16 protein-coding genes and 1 pseudogene are annotated in these 17,865 nt (G+C 69.5%); 8 read left to right on the forward strand and 9 right to left on the reverse strand.

Annotation, left to right across the window (positions count from 1 at the left end):
• Positions 1-41: 41 nt before the first annotated feature.
• Positions 42-1,496 (forward strand): uracil-xanthine permease family protein, encoded by a 1,455-nt coding sequence (locus G4H71_RS12995; RefSeq protein WP_072737255.1) that lies wholly within the window; start codon positions 42-44, stop codon positions 1,494-1,496.
• On the opposite strand, the gene G4H71_RS13000 is transcribed toward G4H71_RS12995, so the two are convergent.
• Together G4H71_RS13000 and G4H71_RS13005 are read right to left on the reverse strand one after the other, a co-directional pair.
• The gene (locus G4H71_RS13000; RefSeq protein WP_139183204.1) at positions 1,403-4,102 is read right to left on the reverse strand and encodes a hypothetical protein; all 2,700 of its coding nucleotides are present in this window, start codon (positions 4,100-4,102) and stop codon (positions 1,403-1,405) included. The genes G4H71_RS12995 and G4H71_RS13000 overlap by 94 nt on opposite strands.
• A 115-nt stretch (positions 4,103-4,217) precedes the next feature.
• Positions 4,218-5,219, reverse strand: a complete 1,002-nt coding sequence (locus G4H71_RS13005; RefSeq protein WP_072737068.1) for an alpha/beta hydrolase — start codon at positions 5,217-5,219, stop codon at positions 4,218-4,220.
• Between the two features lie 332 nt (positions 5,220-5,551).
• On the opposite strand from G4H71_RS13005, the gene G4H71_RS13010 reads away from it, so the two are divergent.
• Positions 5,552-6,502 (forward strand): alpha/beta hydrolase, encoded by a 951-nt coding sequence (locus G4H71_RS13010; protein WP_072737254.1) that lies wholly within the window; start codon positions 5,552-5,554, stop codon positions 6,500-6,502.
• Positions 6,503-6,507: 5 nt separating this feature from the next.
• Here G4H71_RS13010 and G4H71_RS22620 read toward each other — a convergent pair whose 3' ends face one another.
• The 3 genes from G4H71_RS22620 to G4H71_RS13020 form a co-directional block, all read right to left on the reverse strand.
• A complete protein-coding gene (locus G4H71_RS22620) occupies positions 6,508-6,639 on the reverse strand; it encodes a hypothetical protein (protein ID WP_255314910.1) in 132 nt (43 codons plus the stop codon).
• 135 nt (positions 6,640-6,774) lie between these two features.
• Positions 6,775-7,554 carry an ABC transporter permease gene (locus G4H71_RS13015; protein ID WP_072737067.1) on the reverse strand — a complete coding sequence of 260 codons (780 nt, stop codon included), beginning with the start codon at positions 7,552-7,554 and terminating at the stop codon, positions 6,775-6,777.
• The gene (locus G4H71_RS13020) at positions 7,551-8,498 is read right to left on the reverse strand and encodes an ABC transporter ATP-binding protein (protein WP_072737066.1); all 948 of its coding nucleotides are present in this window, start codon (positions 8,496-8,498) and stop codon (positions 7,551-7,553) included. Before G4H71_RS13020 ends, G4H71_RS13015 begins: the two co-directional genes overlap by 4 nt.
• A gap of 124 nt (positions 8,499-8,622) precedes the next feature.
• On the opposite strand from G4H71_RS13020, the gene G4H71_RS13025 reads away from it, so the two are divergent.
• Both G4H71_RS13025 and G4H71_RS13030 read left to right on the forward strand, forming a co-directional pair.
• Positions 8,623-9,807: a sensor histidine kinase gene (locus G4H71_RS13025; protein WP_139183205.1), complete on the forward strand. Its 1,185-nt coding sequence runs from the start codon at positions 8,623-8,625 to the stop codon at positions 9,805-9,807.
• Positions 9,808-9,812: 5 nt separating this feature from the next.
• On the forward strand, positions 9,813-10,448 hold the full coding sequence (locus tag G4H71_RS13030; RefSeq protein ID WP_246442176.1) for a response regulator: 636 nt from the start codon (positions 9,813-9,815) through the stop codon (positions 10,446-10,448).
• Between the two features lie 5 nt (positions 10,449-10,453).
• Here the strand turns inward: G4H71_RS13030 and G4H71_RS13035 are convergent, their stop codons facing one another.
• From G4H71_RS13035 to G4H71_RS13045, 3 genes are read right to left on the reverse strand one after another with little or no spacing between them, the layout of a single operon-like run.
• Positions 10,454-11,122 (reverse strand): GNAT family N-acetyltransferase, encoded by a 669-nt coding sequence (locus G4H71_RS13035; RefSeq protein WP_072737063.1) that lies wholly within the window; start codon positions 11,120-11,122, stop codon positions 10,454-10,456.
• Between the two features lie 12 nt (positions 11,123-11,134).
• Positions 11,135-12,244, reverse strand: a complete 1,110-nt coding sequence (locus G4H71_RS13040; RefSeq protein ID WP_072737062.1) for a hypothetical protein — start codon at positions 12,242-12,244, stop codon at positions 11,135-11,137.
• Positions 12,241-13,176, reverse strand: coding sequence for a hypothetical protein (locus G4H71_RS13045; RefSeq protein WP_072737061.1), 936 nt, complete (start codon positions 13,174-13,176; stop codon positions 12,241-12,243). Before G4H71_RS13045 ends, G4H71_RS13040 begins: the two co-directional genes overlap by 4 nt.
• A 168-nt stretch (positions 13,177-13,344) precedes the next feature.
• Between G4H71_RS13045 and G4H71_RS13050 the strand changes: the two genes are divergently transcribed.
• Positions 13,345-14,040, forward strand: coding sequence for a TetR/AcrR family transcriptional regulator (locus G4H71_RS13050; RefSeq protein ID WP_072737060.1), 696 nt, complete (start codon positions 13,345-13,347; stop codon positions 14,038-14,040).
• A gap of 73 nt (positions 14,041-14,113) precedes the next feature.
• Positions 14,114-15,097, forward strand: a complete 984-nt coding sequence (locus G4H71_RS13055) for a phosphotriesterase family protein (RefSeq protein ID WP_072737059.1) — start codon at positions 14,114-14,116, stop codon at positions 15,095-15,097.
• A 13-nt stretch (positions 15,098-15,110) separates the two neighbouring features.
• On the opposite strand, the gene G4H71_RS13060 is transcribed toward G4H71_RS13055, so the two are convergent.
• Positions 15,111-16,040, reverse strand: a complete 930-nt coding sequence (locus G4H71_RS13060; protein ID WP_072737058.1) for an alpha/beta hydrolase family protein — start codon at positions 16,038-16,040, stop codon at positions 15,111-15,113.
• 114 nt (positions 16,041-16,154) lie between these two features.
• Here G4H71_RS13060 and G4H71_RS13065 point away from each other — a divergent pair.
• A pseudogene (locus tag G4H71_RS13065) lies at positions 16,155-16,941 on the forward strand (polysaccharide deacetylase family protein).
• 79 nt (positions 16,942-17,020) lie between these two features.
• Positions 17,021-17,815 (forward strand): polysaccharide deacetylase family protein, encoded by a 795-nt coding sequence (locus tag G4H71_RS13070; protein ID WP_246442170.1) that lies wholly within the window; start codon positions 17,021-17,023, stop codon positions 17,813-17,815.
• Positions 17,816-17,865 lie beyond the last annotated feature (50 nt).

Consider the following 17,865-nt stretch of genomic DNA (forward strand, 5'->3'; position numbering starts at 1 on the left):
CCCGCCGCCCGGCGACGGAGGCGACCAGGACGGAGCCGTCGATGACCCGAGCACCTTCTGCCGACCCCGAGCGGGTGCATCCCGTCGACCAGCGCCTGCCGGTGGGGCGGTTGTTCGCCTTCGGGCTCCAGCACGTGCTGATCATGTACGCGGGCAGCGTGACCGTTCCGCTCGTGTTCGGTTCCGCGGTGGGCCTCGAGCGGGACACCGTCGCCATGCTGATCTGCGCGTCACTGCTGGTCGCCGGAATCATCACGGTGATCCAGAGCCTGGGTCTCGGGAAGCTGGCGGGCGCGCGGCTTCCGATCGTCTGCGGCTCCACGTTCGTCGCGTTGACGCCGATGATCCTCATCGCGCAGCAGTACGGATTGCAGGCGGTGTACGGCTCGATGCTCGTGGGTGGGTTGGTCGGCATCGCCCTGGCCTGGCCGTTCGCCAGGATCGTGCGCTTCTTCCCGCCGCTCGTGATCGGGTCCGTCCTCACCGTCGTCGGCATCTCCCTGATCGGCGTCTCGGGTGGGCTGATCATGGGTAACGACCCGACCGCCGCGGATCACGGCGACCCGCTGCGCATCGGACTGGCCGCGGCGGTGGTGGTGGTCGCCCTGGCGTTCATGTGCCTCGGACGCGGTGTCTGGTCGCAGCTCGCGGTACTGATCGCGCTCGCCGCAGGCACCGTCGTCGCGATCCCGCTGGGCATGGTGGGTCTCGGTGGTGTGTCGTCCGCGGCGTGGGCGGGGTTTCCCACTCCGTTCCACTTCGGCGCGCCGGAGTTCCCGATCACCGCGGTGGTCGCCATGAGCATCGTGATGGCGGTGGTGCTGGCCGAGACGACGGCGAGCATGCTCGCCGTCAGCGAGATCACCGGTCGCAGGCTGTCCCGCGGCGACATCGCCAGGGGGCTGGCCGGGGACGGGCTGTCCGGCGTCCTCGGCGGCGTGTTCAACGCGTCGGTCGACACCGTCTTCAACCAGAACGTCGGCGCCGTCGCCACGACCCGCGTGTACAGCCGCTACGTGACCGCGGTGAGCGGCGGGATCCTCATTCTGTTCGGCGCGATCCCCAAGGTGGGCGCCGTGATCGCGGCCGTGCCCGGTCCGGTCGTGGGTGGCGTGGGTCTGATCCTCTTCTCCACCATCGCCGTCGTCGGGATCAACACCTTGCGGCGCGCGGGGCTCGACGACCGGATCAACGCCACCATCGCCGCCACGGCAGTCGGCATCGGCCTGCTACCGGAGCTGGCAGAGGGGCTCTTCGAGCACTTCCCGTCCACCGCGCAAATCGTGCTGGGTAGCGGGATCGCGTTGGCGGCGATGGTCTCGTTCGGCCTCAACCTGCTGTTCAATCACAGCCCGCTCGGTGAGTTCGCGCGCAGGGGTACCGACGACGAGCCGGATCGGGGTCACCTGTCGGAACCCGATTCCGGGACGAGTGTTCCGGCCGAGGACGGGTCGAGGGTGGCACGGTCACACAACTCCCGTAGCGCCGTGCGGTAGGCGCGTGAGCGCGGATAGGCGCTGTGGGTGGCGATCCGGTTGAGATAGCCGGTGTCGTCGATCTCCTCGGCGGCGCGGTCGACCGGATTGGCGCCGCCGGTGGGATAGCCCCACACGGGAAACCCGATGTAGTCGGTGCGTCGCCACAGGTTCCGCCAACGGAGCGTGCCGTCGTCGTCGGTGAGGGCGCTGCACATCGTGCCCGTGCCGGGCGTCGGTGCGGCAGTGCGAAGTCGGTGCTCGGCGCGCCAGGGATCGGTGGACAGGAGGCTCGGCGCGGTTCCGGCGGGATAGCCCACCACCGTCGGACCGATCAACTCGGGAAAGATGCGGCCGAAGTAGGCGCGGAGCTGGCTGCCGTAGGTGATGAGCGAGAGACGTTGCCGCTGAGCGTCGGTGAGGATCGGTGAGAGGATCACCGCGACGGCGAGCACGGAGCCGAGGCTGTGCGCCGACAGCACCACCGTGCGCCGTTGCGGCTCGTGCTCGTCGCCGGATTCGAGCCATTCGCGGCATCGCCAGGCGACCTCGGGAACGACCCGCTCCGCATAGCAGGGTGGGGCCAGCGGGTGGCCACCCCGGGGGAGAAAACAGATGAGGTCCCAGACCAGCCCGACCGGCCGGGTACTGCCTGCGGCGCCGCGGAACAGGGCCGTGACGCCGAGGGCGAGGCCCACCATCGCCATGAGCCAGATGCCGGCGCCGACCGGGCCGCGGACTGCCGCACCGGGGGCGAGCGAGGCGTCCGCGACGGACAACACGAGTGCGGCCGAGGCCGCTGCGCCGCCGAGCAGGGCGAGCGCGGCGACGTATCCTTCGGCGCGCTGGGCGGCGGCGGCGATCCGGCGGTGGGCCCGCAGGGCGGAGCTGTCGGAATCGCCGGGATCGGCGGCGGACGGTCGCCGCCACCTCGACGAGCGCAGGGTGGACACCCCGACCACGGCGGCCAGGAGGAGGAGCGCCGGAATGGCCGCGGCCCCGAACCAGGTGTACGGCAAGGGGATCAGCAGGTTCGCGGAGCCGTCGGCGACTTCGCCGAGGGCCCCGTCGGTGGTCCCGGACTCCGGGCTGGCCAGTGCGGTGACCGGGGCGGGCCCGTTGAGGACGTCACCGGCGACGACGACCACGCTGCTCGAGAACAGCATCGCCGTCACGGTCGCGGCCATCAGCGCGATGCCCGGGCCGGTGCCGCGCCAGGCGTGGTCTCGACACCCGCGCGTCCAGACCACGATCGCCGCACCGATCGCCGCGGACGGGATCAGCCCCCACCATCGGTGAAGGTCGAAGCCGACGGTGAGCAGTCCGGCGACGAACAGGGCACCGAGGACGGTCGGGAGGTGGCGGGTGGGACCGGACCGGCTCGCCGTCCTCCGCCACAGCAGGGCCGATACCGACAGGGCGAGCAGCCCGGCCAGCAGGATCGCGGGCATCGCCGAGACACCGACCAGATGATCGGCCACCGGTTGCCGCTCGGCCGGCTCGAAGGCCAGGATCGCGAGTTGGACGACGAAGAGCGACACCCCTGCGATCGAGACGTACCGCGCCCGGTCCAGGGCGGGGATGCGACGTCGGGATGCGGGAGTGAGATCGCTGCGCCGGACGAGGACGATCGCGCTCCACAGGAGGACGACGAGACCGAGCGAGAGCATCACCAGCGCAGGAATGTTCGCGGCCGAGCCGAAGGCCTCCGCGTGGCATCGGGGTGTGGCGAGGTCTTCCATCCGGCCGCATGCGGGATGGGGCCCGAAGGCGAAGTGCCACGCTGTTCCGACGGTGACCAGGGCTGCGGTCGCCGACACGTGGACGCCTGCCGCGGTGAGGGTGACGGCCTGGTGGCCCCAGAACCGTTGTCGTGACAACAGCGGGCGCCCCCCTCCGGAGTCCCCGGACCGTGATGTCCGATCCAGCGGGTCGGGACGTTCGTATCGGGCCCGGGTGGCGGCTCCGAGTGCCGCGAGCGCGGTCACCAGCACGATCGGAACCGAACTCGCCGCCGCGAGGCGCTGTCCCACCGTCCACGAGTCGGCGAATCCCAACGGCCCGGACACCACCGCACAACTCCGCCCGGCGCACTGGACCGCGATCAGATCCAGTGCGACCACCGACACCGAGGTCGCCAGCAGCAGGGTGAGGAGGAGCCCGGCCAGGCGGAGCGTCCCCGCATGACAGGGGTGTGGCCTCGTCCCGGTGCCCTTGTCCAGGCAGCGGGCCCAGTAGGCGACGTTGACCAGGCCGAACGGGATCAGCAACATCCACCCGACTCGTGCGAGACCGCCACCGATCCGGTTCGGGGAACCGCCGGACGCGACCGTGGTGCGGGCGAGATTTCCCCACGAGTACGCCTCGCGGCGGACATCGGGATCGGGCACCGCTCCGCGCGCCCGGGCCTGCGGAGTGTCCGCCGCGCCGGTCGGCTGCCAGAATCCGCCGAGCGCGTCGCCGGCCGCCTTCTCGACGTGTTCCCGGGGCAGGTCGAGTATCGCCTCGGGGGGAGTGTTGCCCACCCCGTGGATCCGTAGTTCCAGGACCGTGCGGGAGATCCCCGGCGTCCCGGATGTCCCCGGCGTCCCCGATGTTCCGGATGTTCCGGTAGCGCTCTCCGACATTCGACCCCCCGACGGGACTGTGCGGCCGGTGTTCCCGGCGTGGACTACACGGCCGGCCGAGTGTAGCCAGGGGGCGTCGGGTGGAGAAGTGCTGTGGCCGGTCGGCGACCGCGGGTCACCAGGCGTTCAGGGTGTGGAGGATCTGTGCGCGGGACTGCCACAGTTCGCCGGACCAGTACGGCCAGGAATGGATGCCGGACGGCGGGAAGCTGAACGTCGCCGGGATCCCGAGGGTTGCGAGCCTGATCTGGAACGCCCGGGACGAGGTCATCGACAGAAGCTCCAGGCCCATGCCCATCGCGGTGTTCCAGTACTCGATCGGGGCGCCCGGGTGGTCGTAGATGCCGGGGAAGCCGGTGCCCGCGGACACGTACAGCGACATGCCCTGTAGCTGCGGAGCGACCACGAACGGGTCGTTGCGGAGCCAGGCCGGGTTCCACGGCGGGCCCCACATGGCGTCGACGTTGTAGCGGCCCGCATCGAGCATCGCGATCCGGATCGCCTCGCGCATGCCGGGGGCGGTGGTGTTGAGGTAGCCGGAGTACGAGCCGGCGAACTTGAACTGGTCGCGGTGGTGCGCGGCCAGGGTCATCGCGGCGGTGCCACCCATCGAGACACCGGCGATTCCGGTGTTGCTGCGCTCCACTCCGTACCGGGCGAGGAAGTCCGGGAGTTCCCGGGTCAGAAAGGTCTCCCATTTGTAGGTGACCTGCTGCTGGTTGAAATTGCTGGGGTAGTACCAGTCGGTGTAGAAGCTGGACTCGCCACCCACCGGCATCACCAGCGTGATGTTGTCGTGTCGGAACTGGTCCATCGCGTTCGTGTCGAACGACCATGCGTTGCGGTCCGGGAGAGCGCGCAATCCGTCGAGCAGGTAGAGCGAGGCATTCCCGCCGCGGGCAGCCCACTGCACCTGCACCTTGACGTTCCCCATGGCCGAGGGCACCCACAGTTCCTCGTATCCGCCCGACGGCACGGTGCGGGCCGGGCCGGGTACCGGGGCGGCGCCCGCTCCGGCGGCGGCCACGGTCGCGGCGGTGAGGAGGGCGAGAGTGGCGGCGATCAGGGCGCTGAATCGGTGCCGCAGCGGGCGCCGTCTCGATGTCACAGGGGTCATGCGGTGAATCTCCTCGAGTGGGGCCGCGCCCGCCCCGGCGTTGTGCGCCAGGGCGGGCCGATCCGCGTTACTTTCAGTTGGACTAGTGACCAGATCGACGTCGCGCGCCTCTTCGTTACCCAAACGAGATGTGAGGAGGCTCTCGGGTTCGTGTGGTGGATCGCCCGTCGACGGTGTGCCAGGATCACCGCCGCAGCAGCCGGCCGTCGGGCCCGGCATATCGGTTCGATGACGCCGGGCCCGCGGGCCCCGAGGTGTCCGTAGCATTCGAGGCGTTCGGGAAAGTCGGTGACGTGCGCCGGGATTGGCGGCGTCTCGGCCGAGGAGGCGCGATGAACCCCGCCAGGCGACGACCGGCGCTGGTCTGGCTCCTCACCGCCGTCCTCACGGCCGCGGCGTGGCTCGTGCCGCTCACGGACCCACCGGCGGCGGACGCCCGGGTCACCCGGATCGACGTGTTCTCTCCGTCGATGAACCGGTGGATCGCCAATGACGTCATCACCCCCGCCACCGGAGCGCCCACGCCGACGTTCTACCTCCTCACCGGGATCGGCGGTGGCGAGGACGGCATCTCGTGGTTCAACAACAGCCACGTCCGCGACTTCTTCGCCGGAGAGAACGTCACGGTCGTGCTCCCGGTCGGCGGTGCCTTCAGCATGTACACCGACTGGATCGCCGACGATCCGGTGCTCGGGCGCAACAGCTGGCAGACGTACCTCACCCGCGAGCTACCGGCTGCGGTCGAGCAGCGCTTCCCGAGCACGGGACTCCGCGCGATCGGCGGAGTGTCCATGTCCGGCGGACCCGCACTGGATCTGGCGATCCAGGCACCCGGTTTCTACCGGGCCGCCGCCTCGTACAGCGGGTGCCCGATGACGAGTGGCCCACTCGGTGAGGCGATCGTCCGTTCCATGGTCGAGGTGGGCGGGCGGGGCAACGCCGCGAACATGTGGGGGCCGTTCGGGGCGCCGCTGTGGACCGTCCACGACCCGATGGCCAACGCGGCCAGACTGCACGGGGTCGAGGTGTTCGTGTCCGCGGCCAGCGGGTGGCCGGGCCCGATCGACAACCACGACCCGGGGTTCGTCGTGCCCCAGACCATCGGTGGCGCCGCCGTCGAGGCTCTGGCGGCGGCGTGCACCGGCCTGTTCGAACTACGCCTCCGCTCTCTCGGTGTGCCCGCGACGTTCCGCTACTACCCGGAGGGTTCGCACTCCTGGGGGCTGTTCGAGGCCGAACTCCGGGACTCGTGGCCGCTGATCGCCCGGGCGATCGGTGCCTGACGCGTTCAGAGGAGTATCGCCAGCAGCACCATCGTGAGCAGGACGATCACCGCGGCCAGGGCGATCGCGATGTCGCCGCCGAGTGACTCGGGAGCGCCGAACAGCGGCCCGCGGGATTTCTGCTGTCGGTCGGTCATGTCGGCTTCCCTTCGGCCGTGTCCGCTTCGTCCAGGTCTTCAGTCAAGGAGGTCGACCGTGATCGCGCAACGCGGGCGGCGGGTCGGAGCACCCGAGTGGTCGCTCTGCTGCGACGAGCGGTGGATGCGGGCCCGTCAGTCCCAGCGGAAGAACCGGGCCGAGAGCAGAGCTCCGACGACGACGGTCGTGACCAGGCTCGCCAGGTGGCCTGCCTCGGGTGTGTCCCCCGCCCAGGCGTCGCCGAGTGCCTGTACGGCAGCGCCGAAGGGCAGTACCTCCCCGACACGGGCCAGCGGATCGGGAAGATTGCCCGCGGGCCCGAACAGGCCGCCGACCGCGCCCATCGCGAAGAACGTGACGAGACCGATTGCGATGGAGGCATTTCCGCTCGGCGCGATGGCCGCCACCGTCATGCCGATGGCATACATCGCGGCTGCGGTCAGTGCGAAGACGCCGAGCGCGACGAACGGCGACCGGGGCAGGTTCGCGTCGAACACCGTCATGGCGACGACCACTGCCAGCCCGACCCCGATCGCGGTCTGGGCGATGCTGGTGAGGACCTGTGCGACGAGCACCATCGCCGGGTTCGCCGGTGTGACCGCCAGCCTGCGCAGCACCCCGGTCTTGCGGTAGTAGGACAGGAAGCTCGGCATGTTCACCACACCGATCGTCGCGACGACCATGACGAGCACCAGGGGCATGACGTACAGGTCGAGCACGGTCATCCCGGAGGTGCCGTCCACTTCGTCACTGCCGGCGCCCATCCCGTTCATGACGAGAATCAGGAGCGGGAGGCCGAGAGGGATGACGAGCCCGGCGGTGTCCCGGACGACCATCTTGGTCTCGGCGAGGGTGAGGGCGGCCCAGGCCTTCGGCCCCGGAGATCGCCCGGCGGGTGCGGCGGTGGTGGTCATCGGAGTGTCTCCTGTCCGTGGGGTTCGGTGGGTTCGTGTTCGGTGAGTGGCCGGCCGGTGAGTGCGAGGAAGGCGTCGTCGAGCGTGGCCCGCTGCAGACGGGTCTCGGTGGCGACGACACCGCCGTGCACGAGGGCGGTGCTGACGGTCTGCAGTAGGTCGCCGCCGCCGGTGATCTCGACCCGGTCGCCGTCCACGCGGACGCCGGTGACCTCGGGCAGCCGGTCGAGGACCCGGGTGTCGAACGCCTCCCGGGTCCGGAACGACACCTGCTGCTCGAACCCTGCCGATCCGACGAGTTCGGTGGGCGTGCCTTCGGCGGCCACGCGTCCCCGGTCGATGATCGTGACACGGTCGCAGAGCCGCTCGACCTCCTCCATGAGGTGACTGACGAGCAGCACGGCGACACCGTCGGCCCGCAACCTCTCGACGAGGCCCCAGATCTTGCGGCGGGCCTCCGGGTCGAGGCCGGTGGTCAACTCGTCGAGCAGCACGACGCGTGGGCGCCCGACGAGCGCGAGGGCGATGGAGAGCCGCTGTTGTTGCCCGCCGGAGAGCTTCTCGAACCGGGTGCCACGTTTCGCCTCGAGCCCGACCGCATCGACGAGCTCGTCCGGGTCGGCCCCGTGGGTGTAGAAGGTGCGGTAGAGGCGAACCAGTTCGTCCACCGTGAGTGCCGAGTGGAGTGCGCTCGACTGCAACTGCACGCCGAGAACCTCCCGCACCTGCCGACGGTCTCGGTGCGGATCGAGTCCGAGGATCCGGACGCTGCCCGAGTCGGGGCGGCGCAGCCCCGCGATCATTTCCACCGTCGTCGTCTTGCCCGCGCCGTTCCGGCCGAGCACACCGAGGATCTCGCCCTCCTCGACGTGCAGGTCGACGTCCTCGACGGCCGGTGTCCCTCGATAGAGCTTGCGCAGCTTCCGCGCTTCCATCGCGTGCATTGCCGTATCCCTTCCACTGCTGTTCGCGGCGGCTGCCGTTCGCGACGGCCCTGTTCTCCTGTCGACTCCGACGCTAGGGAGCGCGGCCCTCCGACGCAGGTGCCGGAAGTAACGTTCGCCCGCCATGACTTTCGGCACGGGCGGGGTGCGTCCGCCACCGAATAGACTCGACGGCGATGAGAAGACGGCAGCGATGAGAAGGCTGGGAGCGGACGAATGGTCCGGGCTGCTGGCCGTACTGGTGTGTGCCGCGGCGGGCGTGCCGGTGCTGGTCGCCGTCGCCCTGGGGGACTCGGTGACGACCGTGCCGCCGTGGCTGTGGGTCGTCGTGTTCGGCGTGTTCCTCGCGGCGATGGTGATCTGCATGGTCGAGCTGGTCCGCCCGGCCGCGGTCCCGTGGGTGTTCGGAATCCAGGTGGTCGCGGGCCCGGTGCTGGTTCTCGCCGCGCCGTCCGCCGGACTCACCCCGATCCTGCTCGTGTTCACGGCGGCGGTGAGTGCGTACCTGGTGAGCCGACCGGTGACGGTCGTTGTCGTCGTACTCAATTCGGCGGTCATCGCCTGGTCGCTGTGGTCGATCACCGATGCGCCCGGCGAGGTGCTGATGGTGACGGCGCTGTACGTGATGATCCAGTCGGCGACGGTCCTCGCCGTGGTGGCACAGGAACACGAGGTGCGGCTCCGGCGCGAACTCGCGGTGGCACACACGGAGTTACGGGCCACCAGTGCCCTGTTGGCGGACTCCTCGCGGGCCGACGAACGTCTGCGTATCGCGCGCGAACTGCACGACCTGATCGGTCATCAGCTCACCGTGCTGGCGCTCGAACTCGAGGTGGCCTCGCATCGCGCGACGCCGCCGGCTCTCGAACACGTGACACGTGCCCGCGAGGTGGCGCGCGAGTTGCTCGCCGACGTCCGGGAAACTGTGGGGGAGATGCGGAGCAGTGCACCGGATCTGCGTGAGTCGCTGGCACGGATCGTGGCCGACCTGCCCGGTCTCGACGTCGAACTCACGGTGGACGACGAGGTGTCGGTGGACGAGGAGCGCTCGGCGGCGCTGGTGCGGTGTGCGCAAGAGGTGGTCACCAACACCCTCCGGCATTCCGGGGCGACTCGACTCCGGGTCGCGGTGACGGTGGACGGAGACCGCGTGGTGCTCACGGGACACGACAACGGACAGGGCGCCACTCAGGTCACGATCGGCAACGGGTTGCGCGGTATCACCGAGCGTGCGGAAAGCCTGGGCGGACACGTGGAGTTCACCGCAGACGACGGTTTCCGAGTGGTGGCGTCGGTGCTGGCACGGTGATCTCGGTGTTGCTCGTCGACGACCAGACCCTGGTGCGGCAGGGAATTCGCAGCCTGTTGGGCCTCACCGACGATGTCGAGGTGGTGGCCGAGGCGGACGACGGGATGTCCGGTCTGGCCGCGGTCGCCGAGTATCGCCCCGACGTGGTGCTCCTCGATCTGCGGATGCCGCGGCACGACGGTATCTGGATGCTGGAAGCGTTGCGGGACAGCGACGTCGACGTGCCGGTCCTCGTCCTCACCACCTTCGACGACGACGAGCTGGTGTTGCGTGCCATCCGGTCCGGCGCCAAGGGCTATCTCCTCAAGGACGTGACGCTGGACCAACTCGTCGGCGGGGTGCGAGCGCTCGCCTCCGGTGGCACGTGGGTGCAGCCCGCGATCACGGATCGGGTGTTGCGGGCTGCCGTGGCAGGCCCGGCGGCGGACGCCGACGACGTCCGGGTCGAGTCGCTCACCGACCGGGAGACCGAGGTGCTGCGGCTTCTGGCGAGCGGATATTCGAATCGCGAGATCGCCGACGTGCTGTTCCTCGCCGAGGGGACGGTGAAGAACCACGTCTCGACCGTGCTGCTCAAGCTCGGTGCCCGTGACCGCACGAACGCGGTGCTCCGGGCGTTGCAGCAGGGCCTGCTCGGGTGAGCCGGTCAGGGAGCGGTCCACACCATGTCGCGTTGACGGACCCGGTTTCCCCGGTATCGGACACCGGGTACCGCGCGTGGCTCGCCGTGCGGGACGAAACCGCTGCTCTCGAAGAATCGCACCGCCCCCTCGTTCTCCACGAGGGTCTGTAGGTGGCAGCCGGGTACGCCCAGAGCCTCCAGCCGGTCCAGCCACCGGCGCATCAGGGCGCCACCGACGCCTCGTCCGCGGGCCTCGGGAACGAGGTCGATGTGTAGGTGCGCGGGCCAACGCGCGTCCTGGAACTCCCCGGCTGCCGGAATCCGGCGGAGCTTCGCCCACACCATGTCGGCGATACTGCGCGCGAAGAACGCGGCCGGCCGGCGCCGGAACACGAGCCGATATCGGCGGATGGCCGCTTCCATCCGTTCGCTCTCGCTCGGGAACCGGGCGCTGTCCGTGCAGCCGGCGAGGTATCCGGCGAGCTCACCGTCGACGACGGCGACGAACAGCGATTCCGGCTCGAGATCCATGTACGGGGTGAGGTAGACCGCGGCCTCGGACTCGGTGTGCCCCCACAGGGTGCCCGAGGGGGAGCCTTCTCCGGCCCGCTCGAACAGGGCGAGCAGCTCGGGCCGGTCCGTGTCGATGAAGGTGCGGACGACGACGTCGCGATCGGGTGTTCGTTCGCTCATGGGAACAGTTCATCACGGGTGCGGGGTCTCGCGTGGTAGCGATTCCCGGGCACCGGCCTCGTCCGCCGCGAGTTCCTCACTGCGCACGGTGATCCGGTGCGAGATCACCGCCATCGTGAACAATCCGATCGCCACGTAGGTGAGGGCACCGAACCCCTCGGTCGCGAAGTCCACCAGCGCGTTGAGTGCGGTGAAGATCAGAGCCGCCAGCCGCAGCAGTCGCAACGGCCACAGGGGCCCGTCGCGGCGTAGCCGGAGCATCGCCGGGAGTGCGAGTGACAGTGTCACTGCGGCGCTGACGAAGAGGATGCCGCCGGAAATACCCATCCGATCGATCTGGAGCGAGGTGTCGTCGGTATCGACGTCCAGCCCACCCGCGACGAGTTGGACGATCCCGCCGATCACCCCGAGAAGTGCGGACACGACGAGTAGCCATCCCATGACGGGCACCCAGCGCGGGCTCTTGAGGAACGAGGGAACCAGCCGGGGTACGAGCCGGCTCGCCGCGTAGAGCCTGTCGTCGCGGTGGCCTGCCGCGTCGATCATCAGAGTCACCCCGGCGAGGGCAGAGGCATCCGCGCCGAGCCGCTGACCCCGCTCGATGATGCGCAGTGCGAGGGCTCGGCGATGAGGAGGCAGGCCGTGGACCACCCCGTCGGCGGCGATCGCTGCGGCGTTCGCGAGACACTCGTCCGCCGTCGGCGCCCGGAAGTCTCGCACCACGCGGTTGATCACCAGAAGGAGTACGACCAGCACGTACATGATCTCCGCGGCCGGTCCGTAGAAGTAGTCGTTGTCGCGGGTGACGAATTTGCCGACCTCGTCGAGGAAGAGTCCGAAGCCGATGCCGCCGACCACCACGGTGGTCACCCGGGTCCCGAAGCCGAGGAACAGCCACCCGATGAGCAGAGCCGCCATCATCGCCGCTCCGCCGTAGAGGGCGTGGGCGATGTGCAGTGTCCCGCCACCGATCTGGGGGTAGTCGGTCAGTGCCAGGTACAGGCGCGTGATCAGGATGGTGGCGATGGCGACGACGAGGAACGACTCGGCCGCGGAACTGCCGTAGACGTTGCGCAACAGTCGGGTTCGACGGCCGGTTGCCGTGGTGGCGTCCTCGGTCACGATTGCCTCGTTCCGCTCTGTTCCGCTGCCGGCCGGTCGGATCCGGTGCGGATGTGTGGTGCCTGCTCCTGGACGTAGAGGGCCGCGACGGCGACGACGGTGAGTGCCGTGACGTTGACCGCGGTGTTCGAGTCCCCGCCCAGCTCGCGCGCGATCTCGTCGGCGGTGGTGCTCACCAGCACCAGGCACAGCACCGCGACGACGGCACTGACCGTCATCGTGACCACGCCGCCGTCGACGACGACGTCCCTGTCCTTCCGGAGGGTGTGGAGGACGAGGTGGTGGATGGGGACGAGTGCGAGGAGGCCGGCGATGACGTACACGAAGCCACCTCGGGTCAGGAACCATCCGTATTCGTGGTCGGCGGTCACCGCGGCGGGGTCCGGGGTGGAGGGCGGCAGGATCCCGTGACTGACGATGAGCCAGGCGACCACCGAGAGCACCACCGTGATCGCCCAGCGCAGGTAGCTCTCGAGGATGTAGGCGACGCTGCGATACCGCCGCAGTTTCGGGACCATCGGCGCGATCAGCAGGCTCGGTGCGAACCAGGAGGCGAGCGCGATTCCCACCCAGGCGCTCTCGCTGAGCCCCAGGGTCCGGCCCGAGGTGAGGGCCGCGACCGAGAACGCGGTCGCGGGGAGAACACACAGGACGACCGCGGTGGCCCAGTAGCCGACGAGGTGGCGGGTCGTGATCGCGGGCTCGCCCGCCGGCGTGTGGGACCCGGTCGCGCGGAGGACGGCGAATGCGGCGAGCGGCAGCAGGAACGCGCACCAGATCTCCACGAGATCCCAGACGGTGGCATGACCGGTCGGCTGTGGCAGCGACGACATGCCGAGATAGAGGACGAACCCGACCGCGGGAACGAGCAGAACGCGCGCGCGGCGTCGGGTGAGCGAGGCTGCCTTCAACCGGGTCTCCTCGGTATTCATGTCCCGAGTAGCTGCTGGAAGGGACGCTACCCGGACGAGATCGGTGGCGGACCCACTTCAGCGGATCCCCGACGCGGCGGATCCCCTGAAGTGCCGGATCCCTGAAGCGCCGGGTACCGGAACAGCCGGATACCGGAGGACAGGGGGAACTGACGTATAAATAGGTCCATGTCCGGATCCGCAGCCGACACCCCGCGGGAGGAATCGCCTCCGTCGATGGCGAGTGCCGATCTACTCCGCGCTCTCCCGGTCACTCGCCGTGGCCTGCGTACCCGCTCGGCCCTCGTGGCCGCCGCGCGGACGGTGTTCGAGCGCTCGGGGTACCTCGATGCGCGGCTGGCGGACATCACGCAGGAAGCGAAGTGCTCCTCCGGAACCTTCTACACGTACTTCGCGAGTAAGGAAGAGATCTTCGCGGCGGTGCTCGAGGTCGCGCAGGAGGACATGCTGCATCCCGGGATGGCGCACGTGGACGCCGACGACGACGCGGTCGCCGTCATCGAGGCCAGCAATCGGGCGTACTTCGCGGCCTACGAGCGCAACGCCCGGCTCATGGCGCTGCTCGAACAGGTGGCGAACATCGACCCCGGGTTCCGGAAGCTGCGTCAGGAACGTGCCGACGCGTTCGTCCGCCGCAATGCGCGGAGCATCGCCGACTTGCAGGCCAGGGGTGTCGCCGACACCGGGGTCGACCCGCTGCTGGCATCCAGTGCCCTCTCCGGCATGATCAGCCGGCTCGCGTTCTCGTACTTCGTCGTGGCGCCGAGTGTGGCCCCGGGCGAGACCACCGTGTCCCTCGACGATCTCGTCCGCACCGCCACTCGCCTGTGGGCGAATGCTCTGCGGCTTCCCATGGACGACTGACCTCCGGCAGTTCTGCCCGGCACCCATCGTCGAGTCGCGGACAGAGTCGGTGTCGATGTGCGACCGTAGCCGAATGTCGCAGATCCACACCGTCCGTGGCCCGATCGACACGAGCGAACTCGGACGCACGTACATGCACGAGCACGTCTTCGTTCTCACTCCGGACGTGCAGCAGAACTACCCCGACGAGTGGGGCGACGAGGACGAGCGGGTCGCGGACGCGGTCACGAAGCTGAAGGCGCTGGCCGCGCAGGGGGTCCGCACGATCGTCGATCCGACGGTGATCGGTCTGGGACGCTACATTCCGCGGATCCAGCGCATCGCCGAACAGGTGCCGGAACTGAACATCGTGGTGGCCACCGGCTGTTACACGTATACCGACGTGCCGTTCTTCTTCCACTACCGTGGGCCGGCCCTCGACGAGATCGCCGGGGTGTCTCTTCCCGATCCGATGGTCGACATGTTCGTCGGGGACATCGAGGAGGGCATCACGGGCACCGGTGTCCGCGCCGGCCTGCTCAAGTGTGCGATCGACAGCGAGGGCCTCACCCCCGGTGTCGAGCGGGTCATGCGGGCGGTGGCAGGTGCCCACCGCGTGACCGGGACGCCGATCACCGTGCACACCCACCCGGGCAGCAGGTCCGGGCTCGAGGTCGCCCGGGTGATGTGCGAGCAGGAGGGCGTGGAGCCGAGCCGAATCGTGCTGGGACACAGCGGCGACACCACGGATGTCGAGCACCTCACGGAACTGGCCGAGGCCGGATTCGTTCTCGGAATGGATCGATTCGGTATCAACATCGAGACCACCTTCGAGGCTCGCGCGGACACGCTGATCGAGATGGTCCGCCGTGGATACGCCGATCGGATGGTGCTCTCCCAGGACGCGTCGTGCTTCATCGACTGGATCGACCCGAACGTCAAGGCGATGCTCACGCAATGGAACTACCTGCACATCGAGAACGACGTGCTGCCGTACCTGCGGGAGCACGGGGTCTCCGAGGAACAGATCACCACGATGCTCGTCGATGTCCCGCGGCGCTACTTCGAGGCGCGGTGACAGGTCGTCGGCTCTACCCGTCGTCCTCCGCCGCGACGTGATCGAGGATGATCTGCTTCGAGGCGGCCCAGGCCGGTGAGGTGACGTCACCGAACTCCCCGTGCCCGACACCGTCGAGGGTGTGCAACTGCGCCGGATCGCCGGCGGTGGTCGCCGCGGCGACATAGTTGCGGGACTGCGCCGGATCGACGGTCTGGTCCGCGGTTCCGTGGACGGCGGTGACCGGCAATCCGACCGGGAGGTGTTCGATCGGGGACGCGATCCGGTAGCGGTCCGGATATTGATCGGGGGTACCGCCGAGAAGCCCCTGGACGAACATGTCGTGTCCGGCGGTGGCAGCGAGGCCCAGGTCGAACACTCCCGCCATGATGGTGGCGCTACGTGGCACGATGCTCGGCTGTTCGCCGGGGGATCCCGGGGGCAGCGTGTGCCGTCCGGCGATCCAGGCCGCGAGATGGCCACCCGCGGAGTGCCCCGCGAGGTGCACGTCGTCCAGGTCGAGGCGTCCACCGGCTTCGTCCTGGACGACGGTACCGAGCGCCTCGGTGGCGTCGTCGGCGTCGGCGAGCGTGGTGGGCCATCCTCCGGTGCCCTCGACACGGCGGTACTCGATGTTCCACACCGCGATTCCCTCGTCCGTCAGCGACTGGGACAGCGGCTCGAAGTAGGAGAGATCGTGATCCTCGAGCCACCCGCCGCCGTGCACCATCACGACCACCGGGTGCGGGCCCTCACCGTCGGGGAGGTGCAGGATTCCGTAGTTGTCCGGATCGTCCCCGTAGGCGATGCGCGAGGTGCCGCCCGACGTGGCCGGGGGAGTGGTGGTGTCCTCGGTCGCGGCGGCGGGTTCGTCGCCGGAGCCGCAAGCGGCCGTGACCGTCGCGGCCGTCAGCGCGGCGAGCGCGGTGAGGACAAGCCTCGGGGACGAGTGTGCCAATCTCATGAAGCCCCTCCGTGTCGGTGTCAACTCTCGCCCATCGCATCACGGCGTGCCTGTCCGAAGCGGCCACTTCGGACAATTAGGGTATCGGCCGTGGACAGACGCAGGTTCCTCACGATGCTCGCCGCCGGGGCCGCGACGGCCGCCGCGGCCGGCTGTTCGCCCGCGCATGGTGAGGTCGCCCTGCCGGTGGAGCAGGGCGGCGCGGCCGCGCCCCCACCGCCCCCCGGGCCCGCCACCGCTTCCCGGGCCACCTCCGCCGTCCGCGCGTGTTCCGGTGCCTGCCGGTGCGGTCACCGCCATCCCCGGTCCGGGAAGCAACATCGCCCTGACCGTCGACGACGGGGCGAGCGCCGACGTCGTCGGCGCGTACATCCAGTTCGCGAAGGACACCGGAGCCAGGTTCACGTTCTTCGTCACCGGAGTGTTCGACGGCTGGACCACGCACCGCGCCGCATTGCGGCCGCTGGTCGACTCCGGTCAGATCCAGCTCGGCAACCACACCTGGGATCATCCCGACCTGACCGCACTCACCGCCACCGGTGTCGCCGAGCAGTTCCACCGGACGAAGACCTTTCTGCACGACACCTTCGGGGTCGACGGCACGCCGTACTACCGGCCGCCGTTCGGATACCACAATTCCACCGTCGACCGGATCGCCGCGGATCACGGCTACACCGTCCCCACTCTCTGGTACGGGTCGCTGTCGGACTCGGGGCTGATCACCGAGGAGTACCTCCTCGAGTGCGCGCACAAGTACTTCACCGCGCAGTCGATCGTCATCGGCCACGCCAACCATCTCCCGGTGACGAATGTGTACGGCGAACTCGTCGACATCATCCGTGAGCGCAACCTGTCGATGGTCACCCTCGACGACGTCTTCACCGTCCCGTCGGCCGCCTGAGGTGGACGTCGATCGTCGCCGGTTCCTGACGGTGCTCTCTGCGGGACTGTTTGTGAGTGCCTGCGCCTCCCGTCCAGGGGTGCCCGTCGCGTCGCCCGGGTCGGTGGCGGCGCCGTCGATGGCCCCGGCCCCGGCCGCGCGGCAGGGCCGGGCGCCCGCAGGGGTGGATCGCGGAGCGCTCGTGGCTCGCTTCGAGGGTGTTCCGGCGACGCAGTGGGGCACACATCTTCCGGGTGTCGTCACGCACGTCTCCGCGGGCGGACCCGGTCGGCCGCTGGCGCTGACCTTCGACGGTTGCGGTGGACCGGCAGGCTCGGGTGTGGATCACGCCCTGCTCGATCTGTTGGAGCGAGAAAGGATTCCGGCGACACTGTTCCTGAACCGGCGGTGGATCGACGCCCACCCGGATCTCGTCCGGGACCTCGCCGCTCACCCGCTGTTCGAGGTGGAGAACCACGGGTCCCGGCACCTGCCGTTGTCGGTGCACGGCCGGTCCGCGTACGGGATCGACGGCACCGGGTCGAGCGCGGAGGTCGTGGACGAGGTCCTCGACAATCACGAGCGTATCCGTACGCTCACCGGCCGGGAGCCGCACTGGTTCCGCGCGGGCACGGCGCACTACGACGAGGTGGCGGTCGACATCGTCGGCGAGATCGGTGTCCGGATTGCAGGATTCGCTGTCAACGGTGACGGCGGGGCGACGTTCGGCGCCGGGCAGGTGCGCGCGTCCCTGCTCGGCGCCGAGTCCGGGGCCATCGTGTTGCTGCACCTCAATCACCCGCAGGGTGGCACTGCCGAGGGGCTCGAGGCGGCGCTGCCGGAGCTCCGTGCGTCGGGTACACATTTCGTCCTCCTCGAGCAGGGGAGGGACTGAATTCACTCGCGTTGCTCCGAGCAGGTGCGAGAGAACGGTGTCGAGTCGGA

The sequence above is a fragment of the Rhodococcus triatomae genome (genome assembly GCF_014217785.1).
GTDB lineage: Bacteria > Actinomycetota > Actinomycetes > Mycobacteriales > Mycobacteriaceae > Rhodococcus_F > Rhodococcus_F triatomae.

Coding starts and splice junctions, on each gene's coding strand:
- G4H71_RS12995 (WP_072737255.1), top strand. CDS start 42: ATGACCCGAGCACCTTCTGCCGACCCCGAGCGGGTGCATCCCGTCGAC.
- G4H71_RS13000 (WP_139183204.1), bottom strand. CDS start 4,102: ATGTCGGAGAGCGCTACCGGAACATCCGGAACATCGGGGACGCCGGGG.
- G4H71_RS13005 (WP_072737068.1), bottom strand. CDS start 5,219: ATGACCCCTGTGACATCGAGACGGCGCCCGCTGCGGCACCGATTCAGC.
- G4H71_RS13010 (WP_072737254.1), top strand. CDS start 5,552: ATGAACCCCGCCAGGCGACGACCGGCGCTGGTCTGGCTCCTCACCGCC.
- G4H71_RS22620 (WP_255314910.1), bottom strand. CDS start 6,639: ATGACCGACCGACAGCAGAAATCCCGCGGGCCGCTGTTCGGCGCTCCC.
- G4H71_RS13015 (WP_072737067.1), bottom strand. CDS start 7,554: ATGACCACCACCGCCGCACCCGCCGGGCGATCTCCGGGGCCGAAGGCC.
- G4H71_RS13020 (WP_072737066.1), bottom strand. CDS start 8,498: ATGCACGCGATGGAAGCGCGGAAGCTGCGCAAGCTCTATCGAGGGACA.
- G4H71_RS13025 (WP_139183205.1), top strand. CDS start 8,623: ATGACTTTCGGCACGGGCGGGGTGCGTCCGCCACCGAATAGACTCGAC.
- G4H71_RS13035 (WP_072737063.1), bottom strand. CDS start 11,122: ATGAGCGAACGAACACCCGATCGCGACGTCGTCGTCCGCACCTTCATC.
- G4H71_RS13045 (WP_072737061.1), bottom strand. CDS start 13,176: ATGAATACCGAGGAGACCCGGTTGAAGGCAGCCTCGCTCACCCGACGC.
- G4H71_RS13050 (WP_072737060.1), top strand. CDS start 13,345: ATGTCCGGATCCGCAGCCGACACCCCGCGGGAGGAATCGCCTCCGTCG.
- G4H71_RS13055 (WP_072737059.1), top strand. CDS start 14,114: ATGTCGCAGATCCACACCGTCCGTGGCCCGATCGACACGAGCGAACTC.
- G4H71_RS13060 (WP_072737058.1), bottom strand. CDS start 16,040: ATGAGATTGGCACACTCGTCCCCGAGGCTTGTCCTCACCGCGCTCGCC.